The following is a 21,181-nucleotide window of genomic DNA, read 5'->3' on the forward strand; positions in this document are numbered from 1 at the left end:
GAGGTCACGTCTTCACTGCACCCGCCGACATCCCCGCGACGACATAGCGCTGCAGGAAGCTGAACACCAGGATCAGCGGCAGGACACCGAGCAGCGCCGCCGGGAACAGCGTCGTCGGCTCCACCGTGTTCGGGTCGATCAGGGCATAGGCGTTCGCCATGATCGTGCGGTTCTGCTCGCCCTGGAGGAACACGAGGGGAACGATGAGGTCGTTCCACACGACCAGGCTGATGAACGTCACCAGCGTCGCCGTGACGGGTGCGAGCAGTGGGAAGATCACGACGAAGAAGATCCGCAGCGGACCCGCACCATCGATCGCCGCGGCCTCCTCCAGCTCCGTCGGCACCTGGCGCATGAAGCTGGTGTAGAAGAACACGGCGATCGGAAGGTTCATGGCCGTGTAGACGAGGATCACGCTGAGATGCGTGCCCAGGATGTGCAGATCCCGGATCATCAGGTACAGCGGTGCGATGAGCACATAGATCGGGATGGTGGTCCCGATGATGAACACGCGGTAGGTGGTGTTCGTCCAGGAGCGCCCGATCCGGCTCAGCGGGTAGCTGGCCATGGCGCCGAAGGCGACGGTCAGCAGGCAGGAGCACACCAGGATGATGACGGTGTTCGCGACGCTCTGCGCGTAGTTGATGCGCTGGAACGCATCCACGACGTTGTCGAGCGTGAGGTGTTCGGGCCACCCGAGCGGATTCGCCGACACGTCAGCGGCCGGTCGGATCGCGGTCAGCACGGCGAACGCGAACGGAGTCACGAGCAGTGCGACGCCGACGATGAGCCCGATGTCGCCGAGCCGGCGTTTGCCCGCGTTCCACAGGCGGTGGTCGCGTGACCGGGCCGGGGCGGGGAGAGATGCGGACATGGATTCAGATCCTTTTCTCGCGCATGCGCAGAACGGACGTGGCGACGCTGCTGAGCACGACGACGATGACGAGGAGGAGGACCGCGATCGTCACTCCGTAGGCGAACTCGCCCGCCCCGCCGAAGACCTTGCGGTAGACGAGGAGGGTGAGCGTGGTGGTGGATCCCGCCGGGCCGCCGTTGGTCAGCACGAACGGGAACTCGAACACCTTCAGCGAGCCGATGAGGGAGAGCGTGATGTTCACCGTGAGCGAGGGGGCGAGAAGAGGCCATTCGATCGTGCGGAATCGGCGGAATCCCGTCGCACCGTCGAGGTCGGCCGCTTCGAGGACATCGGCAGGTAACGCGAGGTATCCGGCGAGGAAGATCGCCGCGGAGTAGCCGGCGAACATCCAGATGTTGACCAGAGCCACCGCGCCGAGTGCCGTGCTCGTCTCGCCCAGCCAGATGCGGGTGAGGGAGTCCAGCCCGAGGGCGCGGAGCACCTCGTTGATCGTTCCATCCGGTGCGTAGAGATACGAGAAGATGAACGATGCCATCACCGGGGCGACGAGCGTCGGCATGAGGATGAGGACGCTGACCGGTTTGCGGATCCGCGGCCGGTTGTAGAGCGCTCTGGCCAGGAGCAACCCGAAGAGGTTCTGCAGGACGACGACGATGACGGCGTAGAGCACGGTCGTGCCGACCGCTCGGATGACCTCCCCATCGGTGAACAGTCGTGAATACTGCTCGAGACCGACGAAGTCTGCCCGAGGGCCCCCGCTGCTGTCCGTGAAGCTGAGCCAGAGGCCGTTGACCAGCGGGTAGAGGATGAGGAGCCCGTAGACGACGAGCGCGGGAAGGAGGAACCCGAGAGCGACGAGGGGACGTTTGGAGATCATGACAATCCTTCAGCGAGAGCGGTGCGGCCGCCGGAGAGGGCGACCGCACCAGGAACGGGACTAATCCGCCTTCTTCGCGATTCCGTCCATCTCGTCGAGGAACTCGTCGGTCGTGATCTCACCGAGGAACAGTGCCTGCAGGCGAGAGCCCATCTGCGTCTGCACGTCGCCCGCCATCCAGGTGTTCGTCTGCATGAAGCGGTAGTTCCCCGCCTCGTAGGACGCGAGGAACTCGCCCGTCGCGTCGTTCTTCGGACTGGTGCCCGATTCGAACGGAGAGATCGCGTTCTCCGCTTGGAGGAACAGATCGAGGTTCTCGGGCTGGGACCAGAAGTCCACGTATTTCTTCGCGGCGTCCTTCACCGGGGATGCCTCGTTGACGCCCCACATCGTTCCCACGAACAGCAGTTCGTTCGGATCGACGCCCGCCTCCCCACCCGGCCAGGCCGTGAACTGACTCTTGATTCCGGCTTCGGCGACGCCGCCGAGGTTCCACGCGCCCTGGAGCCAGAAGCCCGTGTCGCCCGCCGTGAAGTCGTCTGCGCCCTGCGACCACTCGTCTTCGCCGAGCTCGGTCTTCCAATCGATGAAGCCCTGCTCCTGCAAGTCGAGCAGCTGCTCGACCGCCGGCTTCCAGTCCGAGAAGCTCGCATCACCCTCGGAGAACTCTTCGTCCCAGCCCTTGTCGACGGTCGTGGCCGCAGCGTTCAGCAGCGCCATCGCGCCCGTCCACCCGGCCTTGTCGGGAAGAGTGATCGGGTCGTGGCCGGCAGCCTTCACCTTGGCGAGCGCGTCGAGGAAGCTCTCCCAGTCCTTCGGCACCTCGTTCACACCGACCTCGCTCAGCAGTTCCATGTTCGAGTACAGACCGACACCGATGGCCTCCATGGGCATGGCGAGCACGGCGTCGTCATAGGTCGCGAAGCTCTCGACCTCGGGGGTGATGTCGTCGGCCCAGGACGCCGAGGACAGGTCTGCGAGGTATCCGGACTTCCCCCATGTCGCGAGAAGGTTGCTGTCCAGCATGATCACGTCGGCGGCATTGCCGGCCAGCAACTCAGGCTGCACGCGCTGCGAATAGGCCTCGTTCGCGGGGATGGCCTCGAACTCGAGCTTGATGTCGGGGTTCGCCTTCTCGAAAGCCGCGTTGATCTCGGCGACGTTCGCCGGCTCGCCTTCGCCGCCCTTCCAGCCGTACACCGTCAGAACGGTCCGGCCGTCGTCGGTCGTGGTCGACGAATCGCCGGACGAACAACCGGCCAGAGTCAGTGCCGTCACGAGGGCGGTGAAGGCACTGGCGGAACGAATCATTCGCTGCTGCGACTTCTTCATTGAAGGATCTCCTTATCGGGACGCGAGGACGTTGTCGATGGTTGTCCCATCACCGCACCGATATTTAGGTAACCGGTTGCCTAACGCTGTTGGCGAGCGTAAATTGATGCGCGTCGCCTTGTCAAGTGCTCGCATCTGTGGGCGATACGACCCCGATCACGCCCTGGACGAAGAGAGCAGATGCCCATCGCCACGCATCCCACTCCGGCACCTTCCGCCGCGAGTTCCGCCCACCCTTCCCGCCTCGATTGGTTCCGTTCCGCCTCGTTCGGACTGTTCATCCACTTCGATCAGGCGAGCCAGCTCGGAGTCGATCTGTCCTGGCCGATGGTCGGGCTCACCAGCGATGACGGCACAGGAGTGCACGCACGACAAGCCGTGGACTACTTCCGGGATGCCGACGAATTCGACCCTCGAGAGTGGGATCCTCACGCCATCGCAGATGCAGCGAGGGATGCGGGGATGCAGTACGCCGTCTTCACGACGAAGCATCACTCGGGCTGGGCGTCCTGGCCGAGTGAGGCCACGCCGCTGAACATCTCCACGTCTTCCTACGGGGCTCGCGGTGGCGACCTCGTCCGCGACTACGTGGACGCTTTCCGAGAGGCCGGACTCCGCATCGGCTTCTATTACTCCGTCTCCGACTGGTCGGATCCCGACTATCCGGCATGGCGCACCGAGTTCGCACCGTATGCGTTCGAGGAGTACCCGCGCGCGACGCCCGCCCAGTGGGCCAGATTCCGCGAAGGGATGAAGGCGGAACTCACCGAGCTGCTCACGAACTACGGGCGGATCGATCTGCTGTGGTTCGACGGCGGGTGGGAGCGCACGGAGGAGGAATGGGACAGCGCGGAGCTGGAGAGGCACATCCGGTCCCATCAGCCGGACATCGTCCTCAACGACCGCCTCCCCGGCATCGGCGACTACGTGACGCCGGAGCAGTCGATCCCTGCAGAGCCTCTCAGCGACGCCTGGGAAGCGTGCATCACCATGAACGACACGTGGGGATGGGATCCGAGCGACCACGACTACAAGACCACCGCACACCTGATCCGGACGCTCGTCGACTGTGTCGCGAACGGCGGCTCGCTCCTGCTGAACGTGGGGCCGAGCAGCACCGGCGCTCTGCCGCCGGAAGAGGAGACGACGCTCGGCGAGATCGCGGGCTGGATGGGCACCCACCGTGAGAGCGTGATCGGCGCTCGACCGGGACTCGAGCCCTGGCAGTTCTACGGCCCGACGACCGTCAACGCGAACGACCTGTACCTCCACCTCGTCGCCTGGCCGGACGAGACCGCCACCGTGCGCGGCATTCGACCTCAGTCCGTGCTCGGCGTGGAACTCCTGACGACCGGGGAAGACCTCGATTTCCGAGCCGTCGTCGATCCCGCGCACGCCCGCGACGACGACCCTTTGGGCAACCTGGTCATCTCAATCCCGCAGGATCGGCCGATGGGCCCGCTCCCGGTGATCCGTATCCGTTTCCGCGCGGGCACAGCGGGGACCGATCGGTTCACGCCGGTCTCCGTGGGCGGCCGCGGAGAAACGCCGGCACCAGGATCCGCCGGGTAGTCCTCTCGGAGAGATGGCGCCGGCCGGGATCGGTGGACCCGCGCATCTTCGCCCGACTCGTCCCGCAAATCCGTCTCCCGGTCGACGAAGCTGCGAAGCTGGATGCCGTCATCATCCCCCACCCCCGTCGCCTTCATGCTCCTTCCAGAGTGGGAACTGTAGAGGCGTCGAAGCAGGAGCCGTCCCGTGAGCGTCGCGTCCCCCCTTCCCCTCATCCGCCGTCCGCTCGCCGAGGGCTGGCGCGTCCGCCCGAACGGCGGCCCCGCACAGGTGGCCGATGCCTGGATCCCCGCCGTCGTCCCCGGTGTGGTGCATCTCGACCTGCTGCGGGCGGGCCTCATCCCCGACCCGTACCTCGACGACAATGAATCCGCCCTCGCGTGGATCGGTCTCGTGGACTGGACCTACGAGGGCAGCTTCGCGCTCGAGTCGGAGGAGCAGGCGGCCGATCGTCACGAGCTCGTGTTCGACGGGCTCGACACCGTGGCGACCGTCACCGTGAACGGGCGGGTGATCGCCGAGGTCGCCAACCAGCATCGCTCCTATCGACTGGACGTGACCGACCTGCTCACCACCGGCGACAACACGGTCACCGTCGCCTTCCGCAGCCCGGTCCGGTACGCCGACGCGCAGAGCGTGGCGCTCGGTGCGCGACCGCGTCCGTACCCCTCGCCGTTCAACGCCCTGCGCAAGTCGGCGTGCAGCTTCGGCTGGGACTGGGGCATCGCCACCTACTCGAGCGGCATCTGGCGCGAGGTGCGTCTGGAGTCCTGGTCCGACGCCCGCCTGAGCGACGTCCGCGTCCACGCGACACCGGACGGCACCGACGGCACGGTGCGCGTCGCCGTCGAGATCGAGCGCGCCTCGGCGCTCCCGCTCGACCTGACGGTCCAGGTCGCGGGGACCGTGCAGACGGTTCCGATCGCCGCCTCGGAGACGTCGGCGGAGATCGAGGTCCGGGTGAGCGACGTCGAACGGTGGTGGCCCGCCGGCCATGGCGCTCAGCCGCTGTACGACGTCGAGATCGCCCTCCTGGACGACGGCACGGCGCTGGACTCCGCGACCAGACGCGTCGGGTTCCGCGACTTGCGCTGGGACACCACCGCGGATGCATCCGGCACACCGTTCACCCTGTTCGTGAACGACCGCCCGATCTACGTGAAGGGCGTGAACTGGATTCCCGACGACGCATTCCCGAGCAGAGTCGACCGGGATCGGTACCGCACCCGACTCGAGCAGGCGAAGGCAGCGAACCTCAACCTGGTCCGCGTCTGGGGCGGCGGAATCTACGAGTCCGAGGACTTCTACGATCTCGCCGACGAGCTCGGCCTGCTGGTCTGGCAGGACTTCCTGTTCGCGTGCGCCGCGTACGCGGAGGAGGATCCCCTGCGCGCCGAGATCGAGGCGGAAGCGCGAGAGAACGTCGCGCGCCTCGCTCACCGGGCCTCACTCGCGCTGCTCACGGGCAACAACGAGAACACCTGGGGATATGAGGACTGGGGCTGGAAGACGCTGCTCGACGGCAAGACCTGGGGCGCTCATTACTACTACGAGCTGTTCCCGGCGATCATCGACGAACTCGCGCCGCACGTGCCGTACGCGCCGGCAAGCCCTTTCAGCCCGGGCGCGGGGTGGGACGGGCGTCAGCAGACGGGCCCGCACCCCAACGACGAGCTGCACGGCACCATGCACCTCTGGGAGCAGTGGAACCGCCGCGACTGGCCGACCTACCGCGACCACCGCCCCCGTTTCGTGGCGGAGTTCGGGTGGCAGGGCCCGCCGACGTGGTCGACACTGACGCGGTCCATCTCGGACGATCCGATCACCCCCGACTCCCCCGGCATGATCGTGCACCAGAAGGCGGCGGACGGGAATGCGAAGCTGGGCGCCGGCCTGGTCGCGCACTATCCGATCCCGGACGACATCGAGACCTGGCACTGGGCCATGCAGCTCAATCAGGCGAATGCGGTGGGTTTCGCGCTCGACTGGTTCCGCTCACTGGCCCCGCACAACGCCGGAGCGATCGTCTGGCAGCTGAACGACTGCTGGCCTGTGACCTCCTGGGCGGCGATCGACGGCGACGGCCGCGAGAAGCCGCTGCTGTTCGCCATCAAGAGCGCCTTCGAACCCCGCGTGGTGACGGTGCAGCCCTCGGGCGACGGCCTCGAAGCCGTGCTGCACAACGACACCGACGACATCTGGTCGGACACCGTCACGCTGCGACGGATCGGCTTCGACGGCACGGTGCACGCCTCCACCGAGGTGGCGGTGTCGGTCACCCCGCGGGAGTCGACGCGCGTCGCGATCCCGGATGCCGTCGCCACGCCCGGTGACGCTTCCGCCGAGCTGATCGTCGCCGATGTGTCCGGAGCGCGCGGGCTCTGGTGGTTCGCCGAACCCCGCGACAGCGCCCTCGCCGAGCCGCGCCTCACCGCCGAGGTGGAGCGCGTCGCCGGCGACGGGCACCTGGTGACCGTCACGGCGGGCGCGCTGGTGCGCGACCTCACCCTGCTCGTCGACCGGCTCTCCCTCGACGCCCGCGTCGACCGCGGCCTGGTGACCCTGCTTCCGGGCGAGCGCGCGGTGTTCCGCATCGACGGTGTGGCCGAGCTCGACGCCGCCACGGTGCTCGGTCCGCTGGTCGCGCGATCCGGCAACCAGCTGGTCGCCGGGCGGTAGCAGCCGGCCGACACCGTCGGCTGAACAGTTGAGGGGCCTCCGCACGGACGGAGACCCCTCACCGGTTCAGGCCCGCGGCAGCCGCAGCGTCACGAGTTGGAACGGACGCAGCGCCAGACGGATGCCGTCGGCATCCTGACCCGTCAGCGCCGCCTGCTCGCTCTCCCGCTCGAGCAGGTCCACTTCGCTGGCGTCGCCGCTCGGGAAGCCCACGGCGACCGTGGCGTCGGCGCGACGCCCGAGCGCCTCGTACAGTCGCACGATGACGTCGCCGCTGCCGTCTTCGGCGAGCTTGACCGCCTCGACCACCACACCCGGGTGATCGATCGAGACGAGGGGCTTCACATCGTCGGCGCCCTCGATGCGGCGCTCTGCGAGGTTCGTGCGGTACCCCTCGGCGATCGCGTCGACGAGCTCGCCACCGACGACGATGCCCACCTCCAGATGATGCCGGCCCTGGTCCTGCTGCGGGTCGGGGAACAGCGCAGCCCTGACGAGCGAGAGCCGCACGGTCGAGTACGTGCCGCCCGCCTCACGCGGATGCCGGGTGATGTCGTGACCGTAGGTGGAGTCGTTGGTGACCGCGACACCGAAGTCGCTCTCGCCCACTCTGACCCACCGGTGCGCCACGGTCTCGAAGCGCGCGGCATCCCACGAGGTATTGGTGTGGGTCGGACGCACGATGTGCCCGAACTGGATCTCGGAGGCGGCGTGGTCGGTGTGCACGTCGACGGGGACGCTGAGCTTGAGCAGCTTCTGCTGCTCGTGCCAGTCGATGTCGACAGCCAGCTTCAGGGTTCGCGACCCCTCGTCGAGACGGATGCTGTGCACCAGCGTCGACGCGCCGAAGGAACGCGAGATCACCACGGCGCCGTCGACGATCTCGATGCCGTCCGCCTCGAGGAGGTCGGTGACGTTGCGGCGGTAGTGCTCGTCGATGTCCCAGGCATCCCACTGCGTCGGGGTGTCCCGGTGCAACTGGAAGACGCCGGCGTTCTGACCTTCCGGCACGACCTCGCGGCCGCTCGCCAGGTCGATGATCGACGTCAGCACCCCCCGGGCGTCGATCGTCGCACGCACGAGCCCGTTGTCGAGCACGAACCCGCCGTCCGCCGCGACCGGCGTGACCGGTGCGACCGCATCCGCCTCGCCGATCGCCAGCGCGCCGACCGAGGCATGCCCGTGCGGGGCCGCGTTGACCACGAGGCTGCGCGTGCCCTCGCCGACCAGCGCACGCAGCGAATCGGCGATGATCTGCTCGAGCTCCACGGCGATCGCCGCGTAGTTGCGCTCGGCATCCTGGTGCACCCAGGCGATCGACGTTCCGGGCAGGATGTCGTGGAACTGCTGGAGGAGGACGAGCTGCCAGAGGCGTTTGAGCTGCTCGGTCGGGTAGGCGCGTCCGGTTCGGACAGACGCCGTCGCCGCCCAGAGCTCGGCCTCGCGGAGCAGGTGCTCGCTGCGACGGTTGCCCTGCTTGGTGCGCAGCTGACTCGTGTACGTGCCGCGGTGGAACTCGAGATACAGCTCGCCGCTCCACACCTCGGGCGACGGGTACTCGGACTCGGCCTGCTCGAAGAACGCCCGTGGCGTGGAATGCCGGGCGACCGGCGACCCTTCCAACGACCCCGCGCGCGCGACCTGCGCAGCCATCTCCCGGGTCGGTCCGCCTCCGCCGTCGCCGTAACCGTACGGCAGCAGCGAGACACGGGCTCTGCCCTTGTCCTGGAAGTTCCGCTGCGCATGCGCGAGATCGGCCTGCGAGGCGTCCGAGTTGTACTTGTCCACCGGAGGGAAGTGCGTGAACACGCGCGTTCCGTCGAGGCCCTCCCAGAGGAACGTGTGGTGCGGCATCCGGTTCGTCTCGTTCCAGGAGATCTTCTGCGTGAGGAACCACTTCGATCCCGACGCCTTGATGATCTGAGGAAGGGCGCCGCTGTAGCCGAAGGAGTCGGGCAGCCAGACCTCGGGGGTGTCGATCCCGAACTCGCGGAGGAAGAAGCCCTTGCCCTCGACGAACTGGCGGGCGAGGGCTTCGGAGCCGACCATGTTCGTGTCCGACTCGACCCACATGCCACCGACCGGAACGAAGCGGCCCTCGCGCACGCGCTCGACCAGACGCTCCCAGATCTCCGGGTAGCGCTCCTTGATCCAGGCGAACTGCTGTGCCGACGAACTGGCGAACACGACGTCGGGGTTCTCGTCCATCAGTGAGAGCACGTTCGAGAACGTCCGCGACACCTTGCGAGCCGTCTCGCGCACCGGCCACAGCCAGGCCGAATCGATGTGCGCGTGCCCGACGGCATGCAGCACGTGCGCGCTGGCATGGGCGGGACTCGCCAGCACCTCTCGGAGCGCCTCACGGCCCGCTGCCGCCGTGCCCGCGACGTCATGCGGGTCCACGAGGTCGATCATCCGATCCAGCGCCTGCACGATCTCCGCCCGCCGCGGCGACGAAGCATCCAGCTCACCGAGGAGCCCCCGCAGGATCACGGTGTCGTCGAGCAGTGACTCGACGGTCAGGTCGCGCAGGGCCACGTCGACGACGCGGAGTACGTAGATCGGATCGGCACCGGCGGTCTCGGGGTCGCCTAGCGCGGTCGGGTCGAACGTGAAGATGCTGCCCACGTCGGGATTGGACGCCGCCTCGAGCAGCACGTCGATGCGGCCGTCCGACTGCACTGCCGCGGCGACCGCGTTGTTGAACGGCGAGATGCCCTTGATCGGATTCCCGTCGAGATCCCAGACGAGAGCCTCGGCCTGGAAGCCGCTCTGTCCGGCCGTGAAGCCGAGGTCCACGACGAGCTCTGCCCTGGTGCCGTCAGGAAGACCGCCGGATGCCGTACGCCACTCGCTCGGGACCTCCCCGGTCACACGGAACCACGTCGTGCCCCAGGGACGCCCCCACGGAGCGCCGACCGCCGTGGGCGTGAAGTCCGCCTGAACGGCATCGGTGAAGGACACCGGCTCCCCCGGCACCTCCCACGCGCGCACCTCGAGCGGGTGGCTCAGGCGATGACGTGCCGGACGGAGGCGCTCGCGGATGAATCGGTCGATGCGCATCTCGATGAGCGCGGTGCGGTCGTGCATGTGTAGTGCTTTCTGGATCGTGGGGATTGTGCGAGGAGGCCGGGGATCAGCCCTTGACGCCGCCGGCCAGCGCGAAGCTGCTGCCGGAGAGACGCTGCACGAGCAGGTACAGGGCGAGGATCGGCACGGAGTACAACGTGGCGAACGCGGCGAGCTGCCCGTAGGCGACGGCGCCGTGGTTACCGAAGAAGGTGAAGATCGCGACGGCCGCCGGCATCTTCTCCGAGCTGAACAGCAGGACGAACGGGACGAAGAAGTTCCCCCACGCCTGCGTGAACACGAAGATGAAGACGACGCTGATACCGGGGCGCATGAGCGGCAGGACGATGGTCCACAGCGCACGCATGGCGGACGCGCCGTCGACCCATGCCGCCTCCTCGAGGGAGACCGGCACCGAGTCCATGAAGTTCTTCAGCATCCAGATGGCCATGGGCAACGACGTGGCGGCCATGAACAGGATCACGCTGACCTGCGAGTCGAGCATCTTCAACTGCACGAAGAGCGCGTAGACCGGCACCATCATGGCCGTGATCGGCAGGCAGGAACCGAACAGGACCGAATACATGAAACCGCGCTGGAACCGCGAGTTGTGCCGCGAGAGCGGATACGCGGCGAGCACTCCGACGACGACGGTGATGAGGGCGGTGCCGAACGAGATCAGCGCCGAGTTCCACAACGGCAGCAGCGTCATCGACCAGTCGAACACCGCGACGAAGTTGTCGAACGTGAGGCTCTCCGGCACCGAGATCGACACCGTGGCCGACGGAGACACCGCAGAGAACGCGATCCACGCGATCGGCACGAGGAACACGACCCCGATCACGATCAGGACGGTGTTGGCGAGCCATGCGGAGCGGCGCTTCGTAGGCGACGCGACGGAGATCCGCTGGCCGCGCCTCACGGCGGGGCGGACGATCGCTTCCGTGGCAGTCATCAGTCGACCTCCGGCTTAAGGATGCGGATGTAGAAGATCGCGAAGATCGCGCCGAGCACGAGGGTCACCGCAGCGATCGCCGTCCCGTAACCGATCTGGGAGTACTGGAAGGCCTCCTGATAGGCGAGGACGGGCAGGGTCGAGCTGGAGACACCCGGTCCGCCCTTGGTCATCACCCAGATGAGCCCGAAGGTGCCGAGCGTCTGCAGGGTGGTGAGCATCAGGTTCGTCGAGATCGAGCGGCGGATCATCGGGATGGTGATGAGGAAGAAGCGCTGCGCGGCGTTCGCACCGTCGATCTGTGCCGCCTCCATCACCTCGGGCGGCACCTCGTTGAGGGCGGCTCCGTATACCAGCATCGAGAACGCCGTCCCGCGCCAGACGTTGGCGAGGATGACGGCGAACATCGGGTACTCGATGAGCCAGCTCACCGCAGGGATGCCGATGGCCTCGAGCAGCGCATTGAGCGTGCCGTCCTTCGAGAAGTACGCGTAGAGGGCGAAGGCGGCGACGATCTCGGGCATCACCCAGGCGACGACGACGAGTGCGCCGACAACGCTGTTGACCGACTTCGACCCGATGCGCATGAGCGCGGCGATGCCGAGGCCCAGCACGTTCTGGCCGATGATCGCGGAGAACAGCACGAAGACGACCGTGAGGACCAGCGCCGTCCAGAAGTTCGGGTCGGTGAACAGCGAGACGTAGTTGTCGAGTCCGACGAACTCGGGCTGCGCCGCCCGGTAGCCCGTGAGGGCGCGGTTGGTCAGCGACCCCCAGATGGCGTAGATGATCGGCCCGAGCAGGAACACGACCAGCAGCACCACGGCGGGCAGCAGCGGGACCGAGCGCATCAGTTCGTGGAGAGGGGCGCGCCGCCCGGCCCCGGTGGGCACCGGGGCCGGGCTGTGCGTTGCGGAAGCGGAGGTCACTGCGGGATTCCTACTCGACGTTGTCCGCGCCGACGATCTGGGTGAGCGCATCGTCGTAGGTCTTGGCGGCATCCTCCGGGCTCGCTTCTCCGGTGATCACCGATTCGGTGGCCTGCTGAAGCGCGCTGGTGATCTGCGAGTAGTCCGGCGTGGTCGGACGGAAGTGCGTGTACTGCACGAGGTCGGAGAAGAACGCGAAGGTCGGGTTGTACGAGAGGTACGCATCGTCGGTCGCGACGTCTTCGCGGACGGCGATCTGACTGTTCTCGGTGTCGTACTTGAGGGAGTTCTCCTGGTTCAGCGCCATCGCGATGAAGTCGAAGGACGTCTGCGGGTGCTTGGTCTGAGAGCCGACCGCGAGGGTCCAGCCCCCGGACATCGAGGTGTAGCCGGGGTCGCCGCCGTCCTGCGTCGGCATCTTGGCGAGACCGATCGTGTCCTCCCAGCCGTCCCAGGCGCTTTCACCGCTGATCCAGCCGCCCGGGAGCCAGGAACCGTCGATGGCCATGGCGAGCTTCCCCTCGGGGAGCAGCTCGGTGGAGACGCGGCTGCCGATGGTCGAGTCGAGGGCGAGATCGAGCGGAGTCGCCAGATCGTTCTTGTAGAGCGTGTCGTAGAAGCCGAAAGCGTCGGTGAGGCCCTCGGAGCCCACCGCCCACTTGTCGGAGTCGGCGTCGTACAGGGTGGACTCGGTGCCGTAGAGAAGCATCTCCAGACCCTGCATCGACGTCTGCTCACCGGCGCTCTTGCTGCCGTAGATGTTCAACGGGATCAGGTCGGCGTCGTACGCCTTCACCGCTTCGGCAGCGTCGAGGATGTCCTGCCACGACGTGGGCTGCCAGTCGGTGGGGAGCCCGGCCGCCGCGAATATCTCCTTGTTGTAGTAGATCGCGCGGGTGTCTGTGCCCATCGAGATGCCGTAGGTGCTGCCGTCTCCACCGAGTCCGGCCTCCTTCGCTGCGTCGTAGAACTGGTCCCAGTCATCCCAGTCGGCGAGGTAGTCGTCGATCGGGAGCAGGTAGCCGGCAGCGGCGTCGGAGCGCAGCTGGAAGGTGTCCTCGTAGATCACGTCGGGTGCCGTGTCGGGCGAGCCGTTCATCAGAGCAAGCTTGGTGAAGTACTCGTCCTCGGACTCGATCGGCTGGAGCTTGACCGTCACACCGGGGTTCGCGGCCTCGAACTCGGGTTTGACCTTCTGGAAGAGGTCATCGAGCTGGTGGAACGCCGACGTCATCTGGTACGCGACGGTGATGGTGCGGTCTCCGCTGTCGGACGTCTCCGCGTCCCCGGACGCACCGCATCCCGAGAGGACGACTGCGCCGACCGCGATCGCGCCGATGGCGGCGAAGGGCTTCGTTCGCATCTGCTTGCTCCTTTGCATGCGGACCTCGCTGTTGAGGCCTCAGACGGATAACCCTATCAAATGGGATAACTGCGTAGATGGGCCCTCGTAACAGTTCCGTCACGGAACGCTATGCCGTTCGGGATGACGGCAGACCGCGGTCAGCGGCTGATCATGAGCCGCGACGGCCGCGCCGTGAGCGCATCGTCGAGCACGAGACACGCGGCCCCCACGGCGGCCGCGTCCGCTCCCATCTGCGAGGGGCGCAGCTGCACGGGTGCTGTGGACGTGCTGACCGCGGTGGTGTGCACCCAGTGATCCAGCGCCGGGAGAAGCCGTTCACCGAGCCTCGACCACGCGGGGCCTCCCAGGACGACGATGCCGAGATCGAGGAGGTTGTTCACCTCGACGATCGCTGTTGCGAGGTGCCTCCCCGCGCTTTCAAGGGCGGCAAGCACCCCCTTGTCGCCGGCGGCGGCCAAAGACGACAGCAGCTCGAGCTGCATCCGCGCATCTTCCGTGCCGCTCGGCGGAGTCGTCCGCTCCGCCTGGGCCAGGAGCATTCGCGGCTCCATGATCACTCCGATGCAGCCGCGCGATCCGCAGGTGCAGAGCGGCCCCTCCGGGTCGACGACGATGTGCGCGATATTGCCGGCGTTACCCGTCCTGCCGTGCACCGGCGCCCCTGAGACGGAGAGCCCGAGGCCGAGTCCGGCACCGTAGTAGAGGAACATCGCGTCGGCGAGCTCTTGCCCTGCATCGAACCACTGCTCCCCTACGACCGTCGCCACGACGTCTTTCTCGAGCAGCGTCGGCAGCCCGCTGACCCTTTCCAGCTCCTTGCGCACCGACACGTTATGCCAGGCGGGGAGGAGCGGCGGATTCAGCAGGCGACCCGCGTCTCGGTCGAACGGCCCCGGAGCGGCCACACCGATCCCGAGCACGCGCTCGGCCGGAAGGCGCGCCTCGAGGATGAGCGATCGGACGCTGTCTCCGAGACGCCCCACGAGTTCATCCGGCGACGCCTCAGCGCCTCCGGGGGTCTGCTCGGTCCGCGCGACGACAGCGCCGGCGGCATCCACGACCACGACGGTGTCGACGGCCGGGTCGAGATGCACACCGACCGCGTAGCGCGAATCCGACCGCAGCGCGAGGAGCGTCCGCGGCTTTCCCGGGCCCGAGATGACCTTCCCGGTCTCTTCGATCAGCCCCTCGTTGGCGAGTCGGCGAGTGACATTGCTGAGCGTCTGCGTCGACAACCCCGTGCGTTCGGCGAGCTCGCTGCGACTGAGCCCCTCCTCCGACCGACGGATGAGGTCGAAGACGAGTGCCTGGTTGTAGACGCCCACAGCAGGGAGGTTCGACCCACGCTGCATATTCCGCTCCTCACCCGTGCGCCTCCGTCGGCGCGTGAACCTCATGATCGCGGCGGCACACCGCAACGGTCAAACCCGGGGCCGCACGTTTCGAGCTTCGTGACCGCACGGGGAAGAACACCTGGCCGCCCGGTCACCCCGCGACTCAGTTGAAGTCGCCGCCCGGGGCCATGTCCATGAAGCGGGAGTAGTGGCCCTGGAACGCGACGGTGATCGTGGCGGTGGGGCCGTTACGGTGCTTGGCGACGATCAGGTCGGCCTCGCCGGGACGCACGTCCTTGTCGTACACCGAGTCGCGGTGCAGCAGGATGACCATGTCGGCGTCCTGCTCGATCGAGCCGGACTCACGCAGGTCGCTGATCGCGGGCTTCTTGTCGGTGCGCTGCTCGGGACCACGGTTCAGTTGCGACAGGGCGATCACCGGAACCTGCAGCTCCTTGGCGATGAGCTTGAGGCTTCGCGAGAACTCCGAGACCTCCTGCTGACGCGACTCGACGCGCTTGCCCGAGGTCATCAGCTGCAGGTAGTCGATAATGACCATGCGCAGGCCCTCGCGCTGCTTGAGTCGACGGCACTTCGCGCGGATCTCGACGAGCGTCATGTTGGGGCTGTCGTCGATGTAGAGCGGCGCGTCGTTGATGCGGCCTCGGGTCGCGGCGACGGTCGTCCAGTCGCGCGGGTCGAGGTTTCCCTTGCGCATGTTCTGCAGCGGGATCTGCCCCTCGGCGCTGAGCAGACGCATCGCGATCTCGCTCTTGCCCATCTCGAGCGAGAAGAAGACCGAGGGGATGTTGTGGCCGATCGAAGCCGAGCGCGCGAAGTCGAGCGCGAGCGTCGACTTACCCATGGCGGGACGCGCGGCGACGACGATCATCTGCCCACCGTGGAGGCCGTTGGTGAGCTCGTCGAGCTCTCGGAACCCTGTGGGGACACCCGTCATCGAACCGTCGCGGCCGCTGGCGGCCTCGATCTCTTCGAGCGCCGCGTCGACGGCGATCTGCAGCGGGACGTAGTCCTCGGCGGTCTCGGATCCGGTGATCGAGTAGATCTCGGCCTGCGCGTTGTTGACGATGTCGGTCGCGTCGCCCTCACCCGCGTAGCCGAGCTGCACGATGCGCGTGCCGGCGTCGACGAGGCGGCGGAGGATGGCGCGCTCCGAGACGATGCCCGCGTAGTAGCCGGCATTGGCCGCGGTCGGGACGATCGAGGTGAGGGTGTGCAGGTAGTCGGCGCCGCCGGCGCGACCCAGCTCGCCGGTCTTGATGAGCTCGTCGGTGACGGCGACGACGTCGGTCGGCTCGCCGTGCGAGTAGAGCGAGAGGATCGCCTCGAAGATGAGCTCGTGCTTCGGGATGTAGAAGTCGGCGCCCTTGAGCGTCTCGATCACGTCGGCGACGGCATCCTTCGAGAGGAGCATTCCGCCCAGCGCGCTCTGCTCGGCGAGAAGGTCGTGAGGAGGGGTACGCTCGGGCGCGCGCTTCGCGCCCATCCGCTCCTCTGAGATGTCGGCGATCGACACAGTCTTCCCTTCGATGCGACGTTTCCGATGCGATGTTCTGATGAGGCGTTCCGACGGCGGGCCGCGTGGCTCTCGGCCAAGAATTGCCGCTTCGCACAGCGAAACAGGTGCCTCCGACATTCGGTCGCTCGCCCACGCTACGAGCGACTGTTTCCACATGCAACACGGCCTGTGGATAACCATGTGGAAAGCGTGCGGACAAAGTCGGAGTGTCTGTGCACAACGGGTGTGGATAACCCCGTGGATGGGTGTGACTTCAAACTTTTTTCTTGGCCCTGACCAGGGTTTAACTGTTTCCCCAGCCTGTGGATGGGAATCAGTTTAAATCGCGCATTGAAGGTTGCCCCTCTCGGGAGGGGGATGTGTAGAACCTGGGGAAAGTCAAGCCGAGATTTCACCGGGCGCGTCACAACCCGACATCCCCGGAAACGCGCGCAAAACCCCCTAGACAGACGGTCTGCTCGCGAGTATCGTCACCCGCAATCGATGCACCTGCGTCGAGGTACGTTGCCTTCGGAGGGGGAGGTCGACGTGGACGTTCCGGCCACCCGACGCGGCGTTCCTGCCGTGGTCCTCTGGAGCGCCGTCGGAGCGCTCGCCTGGGCGACACTCACCCTCTTCTTCGGGGGCGGATCGGCGCACGCGGATGAGCAGCAGGACGGCCCGCTCGACGGGCTCACCTCGATCGTCAGCGAAACCGTGTCGGCCGTCACCGCCCCGGTGACCCCCGTCGTCTCGAAGGTCGTCGCACCGGTCGTCACGAAAGTCGTGGCCCCCGTGCAGCAAGCCGTTCCCGCCGTCGTCGAGACCGTGACGGAGACGGTCGCCAAGACCCCGGTCGTGGGCCCTGCGACCGCGCCGGTCGTGCAGGCCGTGACCGAGAAGGTCGACGCGGTCGTCGCCCCGGTCACCGAGGTTCTGACGGATTCGCCGGTCTCGCAGATCACCGACCCGATCCTCGACACCGTCGCGGGCGTCCCCGTCGTCGGCGGACTCGTGACCGACCTCGGCGTGGTCACCGCGGTGCGCGATGTGGTCGGAGTGGTCGATGACACGACGGCTCTCCTCGGAAACGTGACGAACGGGACCGTTCCGCCGGTGCTCGAGGCACTCGATCCGACGACCCCCAATCCGACCCCGGGTACCGGTGTCGTCGATCCCCCCGTGAGCCCGACCGCCGTCGCCGCCGTCTCCGCGACGCAGGCGACTTCCGCACCGATCCTCGGCGCTTCGGTCGCCGCATCCGCGCGCGCATCCGCCGCGTCGTCCTCGGCCGCGGACCTCGTCTCGCACGAGTCCGCCCCGGCCACGGAAGACACTGCGACCGCGCCCGCGGGCGCTCCGTCCGGGAGTCCGCCGGGCGCCCCCGTACCCGCTTCTTCCTCCGCCGGCCCCGGCGGAGGGTCCAGCCCTGCCCAAGCGCGCCTCAGCGATGTGGACGCTGCTCCGCTCCGTGCTAGCGAGCGGACATCCGGCGCATCCGACGACGTGCTTCCTTCGTCGCCGGTCGCCGACACCGACGTCTCACCTGACTGACGGACCGTCACGTCGTTCCCCCGGGGACGACAGATGCCGTGCTGCGCGCGCACTCTGATCGCGCGCACCCATCAGACGATCCATCCAGTCAGGAGAAACGATCATGCGCACTTACCTCAAGCGAGCCCTGTGGGGCACGCTCATCGCCGGGGGCATCACGCTCCTCGGTGCGACGGCCGCCAACGCGGCCGAGACATCCGGAGACGACGGACTTCTCTCCGGCACGCAGGCGGAGACAGCGATCTCGGCGCCGATCTCGGCGGTCGGCAATGCGATCTCCGTGCTCGGCGATGTCGTCGCGGCGCCCGCACCGGCACCCGCACCTGCGCCCGCACCTGCACCTGCACCTGCACCAGCGCCCGCCCCGGCCCCCGCACCCGCTGCGGAGACCAGTGGGTCCTCGGGCACGGCATCCGGCACCCAGGCCGTGGTGACCGTGAACCTGCCCGTCACCGTGTCGGGCAACGCCGTGAGCGTGCTCGACGACAGCTCATCGACCAGTGCCCCGGCCGCAACTCCCCAGAACTCGGCTCCCCAGGCCGAGACCCCGGCCGGGGCACCTCTCGTGACCACGAACGGCGTGGACGGCGTGCTCTCGGGCACGCAGGCACTGCTCGCGGTCAATGCACCGATCACCGTCATGGACAACGCCGTGTCGCTGCTCGGCGACTCCGAGAGCGCTGCAACGAGCGGGGAGGGAGCCGCAGCACCGGCATCCTCCGCTCCGGCCGCATCGGGCACGACGTCCGGTGACGACGGGATCGGCAGCGGCACTCAGGTGGTCGCACCGATCACGGCACCCGTGACGGTGTCGGGCAACGCGATCTCCCTGCTCGGCGACACGAGCTCGACCGGTTCCGGCACGGCCGGCACCGGGGGCTCGTCCGCTCCCGCCACGACGGGGGGAACCTCCGGCGATGACGCCACCCTCGGCGGCACGCAGGCGATCGCGCCCGTGACGGCACCCGTGACGGTGTCGGGCAACGCGATCTCCCTGCTCGGCGACAGCGCGGCGACCGGAACCGGCACCGGCGGCACCTCGGCGCCGACCGCACCCGCCACCGGCGGCAACACCACCACCGGCGATGACGGCATCCTCGGGGGCACCCAGATCACCGCACCCGTCACCGCCCCCGTGGCCGTGACCGGCAACGCGATCTCCGCACTCGACGACGCCACCGTCACCGGCACCGGCGGCACCACCACCGCACCCACCGCGCCCGCGACCGGAGGCAACACCACCACCGGAACCGACGGCATCCTCGGCGGCACCCAGCTGGGGCTGCCGGTGACGCTCCCGATCACGATCGGCGGGAACGCCATCTCCGTGGTCGGCGAGGCGACGGTGACCGACCCCGGCCCCGGAACGGACCCGGGCACGGACCCCGGAACCGACCCAGGAACTGACCCGGGGACGGACCCCGGAACGGACCCTGGCACCGACCCCGGAACGGACCCGGGAACCGACCCGGGCACCGACCCCGGAACAGACCCGGGCACGTCGGCCGGTGCCGCGACAGCCTCTGGCGCGGTGACCACCGGCCAGGCGGAAGGGCTCGCCATGACCGGCGGCGCTCCGACCGAAGGACTGATCGCACTCGCCGCTGCCCTGCTCCTCCTCGGCGGGGCCGGACTCCTGCGCCGTCGTCGGATGACGGCGTAGCGAAGACGCCGGCGGTGCGGTCGTCCTCGGGGGAGGAGACCCCGCATCGCCGGTGCGCACGGCGTCCATCCCCATGCCGACGAGTCCCCCGCTCGTCGCTCGACGCCGGCGCGACAAGGGCGGATGCCCCGTGGACCCCACCCCGGGGCATCCGTCGCGCCCTACCCACCGCAGTTCGCTCGGAGAACAGCGCTTCATGCCGCAAAGATGCGGAATCCCCGGCCGCCTGTCGGGAGTTCGGACGGATGTCGGGAGAACACGCCGTCCCGACTCCTCACACGGAGGAAACTCCCGACAGGTGTAGCGCCGCGAACTCAGTCGACGACGGGCAGGCCCTCGCCATCGAAGGCGACGCCCTCAGCGCTCAGGCGCTCACGGGCGGCATGATGCACCACGCCGCGCTTGCGCGGGTCGGCCTCGAGCAGGCCGAGCACGAGCTCACGGGTGGCATTGGAGTGATGGGCCACCTCGATCCGCACACCCCAGAACCGGTCGGCGGCGAAGCGGGCGAGTGCCTGCGCATCGGCATCCGGGTTGTGGGCGGCGGCGGCACGGATCGCCTGATTCGGGTCGTCGACGAGCTGTGCGAAGTCCTCCGGGGTGTGCGCGCCCCGAGCCAGCCGGTAGCGGCGTTCCTCGTCCGCGAGCTGCTCCGGCGTCTTGCGCTTCCCCATGGCGTCCCCTTCTGCCAGCGCCGCTACGCGCCGGGAGCGTCAGTCTATTCGGGGCACCCGACCTGTTCGCGGTCCGACGAGGAGGCGACGGCATCACCGACGGGCGTCGGACGTCCGGGAGAAGAGCAGCTAGGCGTGCGCCAGACTCGGTGCGCGGACGAACGCGCTCAGGCGCAGCGCGAGCTCCTCGGCCTCGGCTTCGGCCTCGGCTTCGGCTTCGGAGATCTCGGAAGAAGCAGCTCCCGGCCCGCCCCCGGCTCCGACCAGAGCGCAGGATCGGGCCGGGGTACGCAGCTGGTCGAAGGTCATCGGCAGGGTCTCGCAGCGCAAATGCCCGCAGAGCACGTGCGCGAGCTCATGGGTCACGGTGTGCAATCGGAACCATCGCGGATCGGAACCGCGGACCGGTATCCGCACGCGATCACCCTCGACGAGGACGAACGGCGCGACGGCCGTCCATTCCGATTCCTCGAGGACATCGATCTCGATGTCCATACCGGTCAGCGCCGACACGCGGTCGGCGAGGCACTCCACGCTGGTGCCGCACTCGGCCTCCAGCTCTTCGAACAGCCGCTCCACGCGACGTCTATCCTTCACGATTCACTCACCCTCCTGCAGCCCGGCCCCCTTTCGGCCGAACATTCCCTCACTGGGAGAGACGGCGGGAGGGGTGCACTCATTACGCTGAAAGGCTGAGAACCTTCGAACAGACTTGTGCGGTGTGGGTACGACCTTTGTCCAGCGGTCCCCGATGAAGGCGGCACGATGGGTACCCCCGATT

The 21,181-nt window shown here is 67.8% G+C and carries 15 protein-coding genes; 4 read left to right on the forward strand and 11 right to left on the reverse strand.

The features are described from left to right. Positions 1-4 precede the first annotated feature (4 nt). The 3 genes from OC372_RS13500 to OC372_RS13510 are packed head-to-tail and all read right to left on the reverse strand — an operon-like array spanning position 5 to position 3,086. Complete coding sequence (locus OC372_RS13500) at positions 5-874, reverse strand: carbohydrate ABC transporter permease (protein WP_262002374.1); 870 nt, start codon at positions 872-874, stop codon at positions 5-7. 4 nt (positions 875-878) lie between these two features. After that, a complete protein-coding gene (locus tag OC372_RS13505; protein ID WP_105712138.1) occupies positions 879-1,754 on the reverse strand; it encodes a carbohydrate ABC transporter permease in 876 nt (291 codons plus the stop codon). Between the two features lie 60 nt (positions 1,755-1,814). After that, positions 1,815-3,086, reverse strand: a complete 1,272-nt coding sequence (locus OC372_RS13510) for an ABC transporter substrate-binding protein (RefSeq protein ID WP_262002375.1) — start codon at positions 3,084-3,086, stop codon at positions 1,815-1,817. A gap of 180 nt (positions 3,087-3,266) precedes the next feature. On the opposite strand from OC372_RS13510, the gene OC372_RS13515 reads away from it, so the two are divergent. Both OC372_RS13515 and OC372_RS13520 read left to right on the forward strand, forming a co-directional pair. Next, entirely contained in the window at positions 3,267-4,658 is a 1,392-nt protein-coding gene (locus OC372_RS13515) for an alpha-L-fucosidase (RefSeq protein ID WP_262002376.1), read from the forward strand. A 186-nt stretch (positions 4,659-4,844) separates the two neighbouring features. Next, positions 4,845-7,337, forward strand: coding sequence for a glycoside hydrolase family 2 protein (locus tag OC372_RS13520; protein WP_262002377.1), 2,493 nt, complete (start codon positions 4,845-4,847; stop codon positions 7,335-7,337). A 66-nt stretch (positions 7,338-7,403) separates the two neighbouring features. Here the strand turns inward: OC372_RS13520 and OC372_RS13525 are convergent, their stop codons facing one another. The 6 genes from OC372_RS13525 to dnaB form a co-directional block, all read right to left on the reverse strand. Further along, entirely contained in the window at positions 7,404-10,427 is a 3,024-nt protein-coding gene (locus OC372_RS13525; protein WP_262002378.1) for an alpha-mannosidase, read from the reverse strand. Between the two features lie 46 nt (positions 10,428-10,473). Then, the gene (locus OC372_RS13530) at positions 10,474-11,361 is read right to left on the reverse strand and encodes a carbohydrate ABC transporter permease (protein WP_262002379.1); all 888 of its coding nucleotides are present in this window, start codon (positions 11,359-11,361) and stop codon (positions 10,474-10,476) included. Next, entirely contained in the window at positions 11,361-12,341 is a 981-nt protein-coding gene (locus tag OC372_RS13535) for a carbohydrate ABC transporter permease (protein WP_410054868.1), read from the reverse strand. The genes OC372_RS13530 and OC372_RS13535 overlap by 1 nt, the downstream gene beginning before the upstream one ends. Continuing rightward, a complete protein-coding gene (locus OC372_RS13540; protein WP_262002380.1) occupies positions 12,301-13,653 on the reverse strand; it encodes an extracellular solute-binding protein in 1,353 nt (450 codons plus the stop codon). The genes OC372_RS13535 and OC372_RS13540 overlap by 41 nt, the downstream gene beginning before the upstream one ends. A gap of 140 nt (positions 13,654-13,793) precedes the next feature. Continuing rightward, on the reverse strand, positions 13,794-15,008 hold the full coding sequence (locus tag OC372_RS13545; protein WP_262002381.1) for an ROK family transcriptional regulator: 1,215 nt from the start codon (positions 15,006-15,008) through the stop codon (positions 13,794-13,796). A 145-nt stretch (positions 15,009-15,153) separates the two neighbouring features. Beyond that, positions 15,154-16,527 carry a replicative DNA helicase gene (dnaB, locus tag OC372_RS13550; protein WP_029264272.1) on the reverse strand — a complete coding sequence of 458 codons (1,374 nt, stop codon included), beginning with the start codon at positions 16,525-16,527 and terminating at the stop codon, positions 15,154-15,156. 531 nt (positions 16,528-17,058) lie between these two features. Between dnaB and OC372_RS13555 the strand changes: the two genes are divergently transcribed. Both OC372_RS13555 and OC372_RS13560 read left to right on the forward strand, forming a co-directional pair. Further along, positions 17,059-18,063, forward strand: a complete 1,005-nt coding sequence (locus OC372_RS13555) for a hypothetical protein (RefSeq protein ID WP_262002382.1) — start codon at positions 17,059-17,061, stop codon at positions 18,061-18,063. Between the two features lie 103 nt (positions 18,064-18,166). Next, the gene (locus tag OC372_RS13560) at positions 18,167-19,726 is read left to right on the forward strand and encodes a chaplin family protein (protein ID WP_262002383.1); all 1,560 of its coding nucleotides are present in this window, start codon (positions 18,167-18,169) and stop codon (positions 19,724-19,726) included. A gap of 314 nt (positions 19,727-20,040) precedes the next feature. Here OC372_RS13560 and OC372_RS13565 read toward each other — a convergent pair whose 3' ends face one another. Continuing rightward, positions 20,041-20,400 carry a hypothetical protein gene (locus OC372_RS13565; RefSeq protein ID WP_091027801.1) on the reverse strand — a complete coding sequence of 120 codons (360 nt, stop codon included), beginning with the start codon at positions 20,398-20,400 and terminating at the stop codon, positions 20,041-20,043. 129 nt (positions 20,401-20,529) lie between these two features. Next, on the reverse strand, positions 20,530-20,997 hold the full coding sequence (locus OC372_RS13570) for a hypothetical protein (RefSeq protein WP_262002384.1): 468 nt from the start codon (positions 20,995-20,997) through the stop codon (positions 20,530-20,532). Positions 20,998-21,181 lie beyond the last annotated feature (184 nt).

Source organism: Microbacterium sp. Mcb102, from assembly GCF_024519805.1.
Taxonomy (GTDB): Bacteria; Actinomycetota; Actinomycetes; order Actinomycetales; family Microbacteriaceae; genus Microbacterium.

Bases quoted from the DNA above. Each gene is read 5' to 3' on its own strand.
- OC372_RS13535 (WP_410054868.1), bottom strand. From the start codon at position 12,341: ATGCGCTCACCCAGATCGTCGGCGCGGACAACGTCGAGTAGGAATCCC.
- OC372_RS13530 (WP_262002379.1), bottom strand. From the start codon at position 11,361: ATGACTGCCACGGAAGCGATCGTCCGCCCCGCCGTGAGGCGCGGCCAG.
- OC372_RS13545 (WP_262002381.1), bottom strand. From the start codon at position 15,008: ATGCAGCGTGGGTCGAACCTCCCTGCTGTGGGCGTCTACAACCAGGCA.
- OC372_RS13525 (WP_262002378.1), bottom strand. From the start codon at position 10,427: ATGCACGACCGCACCGCGCTCATCGAGATGCGCATCGACCGATTCATC.
- OC372_RS13560 (WP_262002383.1), top strand. From the start codon at position 18,167: ATGCGCACTTACCTCAAGCGAGCCCTGTGGGGCACGCTCATCGCCGGG.
- OC372_RS13510 (WP_262002375.1), bottom strand. From the start codon at position 3,086: ATGAAGAAGTCGCAGCAGCGAATGATTCGTTCCGCCAGTGCCTTCACC.
- OC372_RS13500 (WP_262002374.1), bottom strand. From the start codon at position 874: ATGTCCGCATCTCTCCCCGCCCCGGCCCGGTCACGCGACCACCGCCTG.
- OC372_RS13515 (WP_262002376.1), top strand. From the start codon at position 3,267: ATGCCCATCGCCACGCATCCCACTCCGGCACCTTCCGCCGCGAGTTCC.
- OC372_RS13565 (WP_091027801.1), bottom strand. From the start codon at position 20,400: ATGGGGAAGCGCAAGACGCCGGAGCAGCTCGCGGACGAGGAACGCCGC.
- OC372_RS13540 (WP_262002380.1), bottom strand. From the start codon at position 13,653: ATGCGAACGAAGCCCTTCGCCGCCATCGGCGCGATCGCGGTCGGCGCA.
- OC372_RS13505 (WP_105712138.1), bottom strand. From the start codon at position 1,754: ATGATCTCCAAACGTCCCCTCGTCGCTCTCGGGTTCCTCCTTCCCGCG.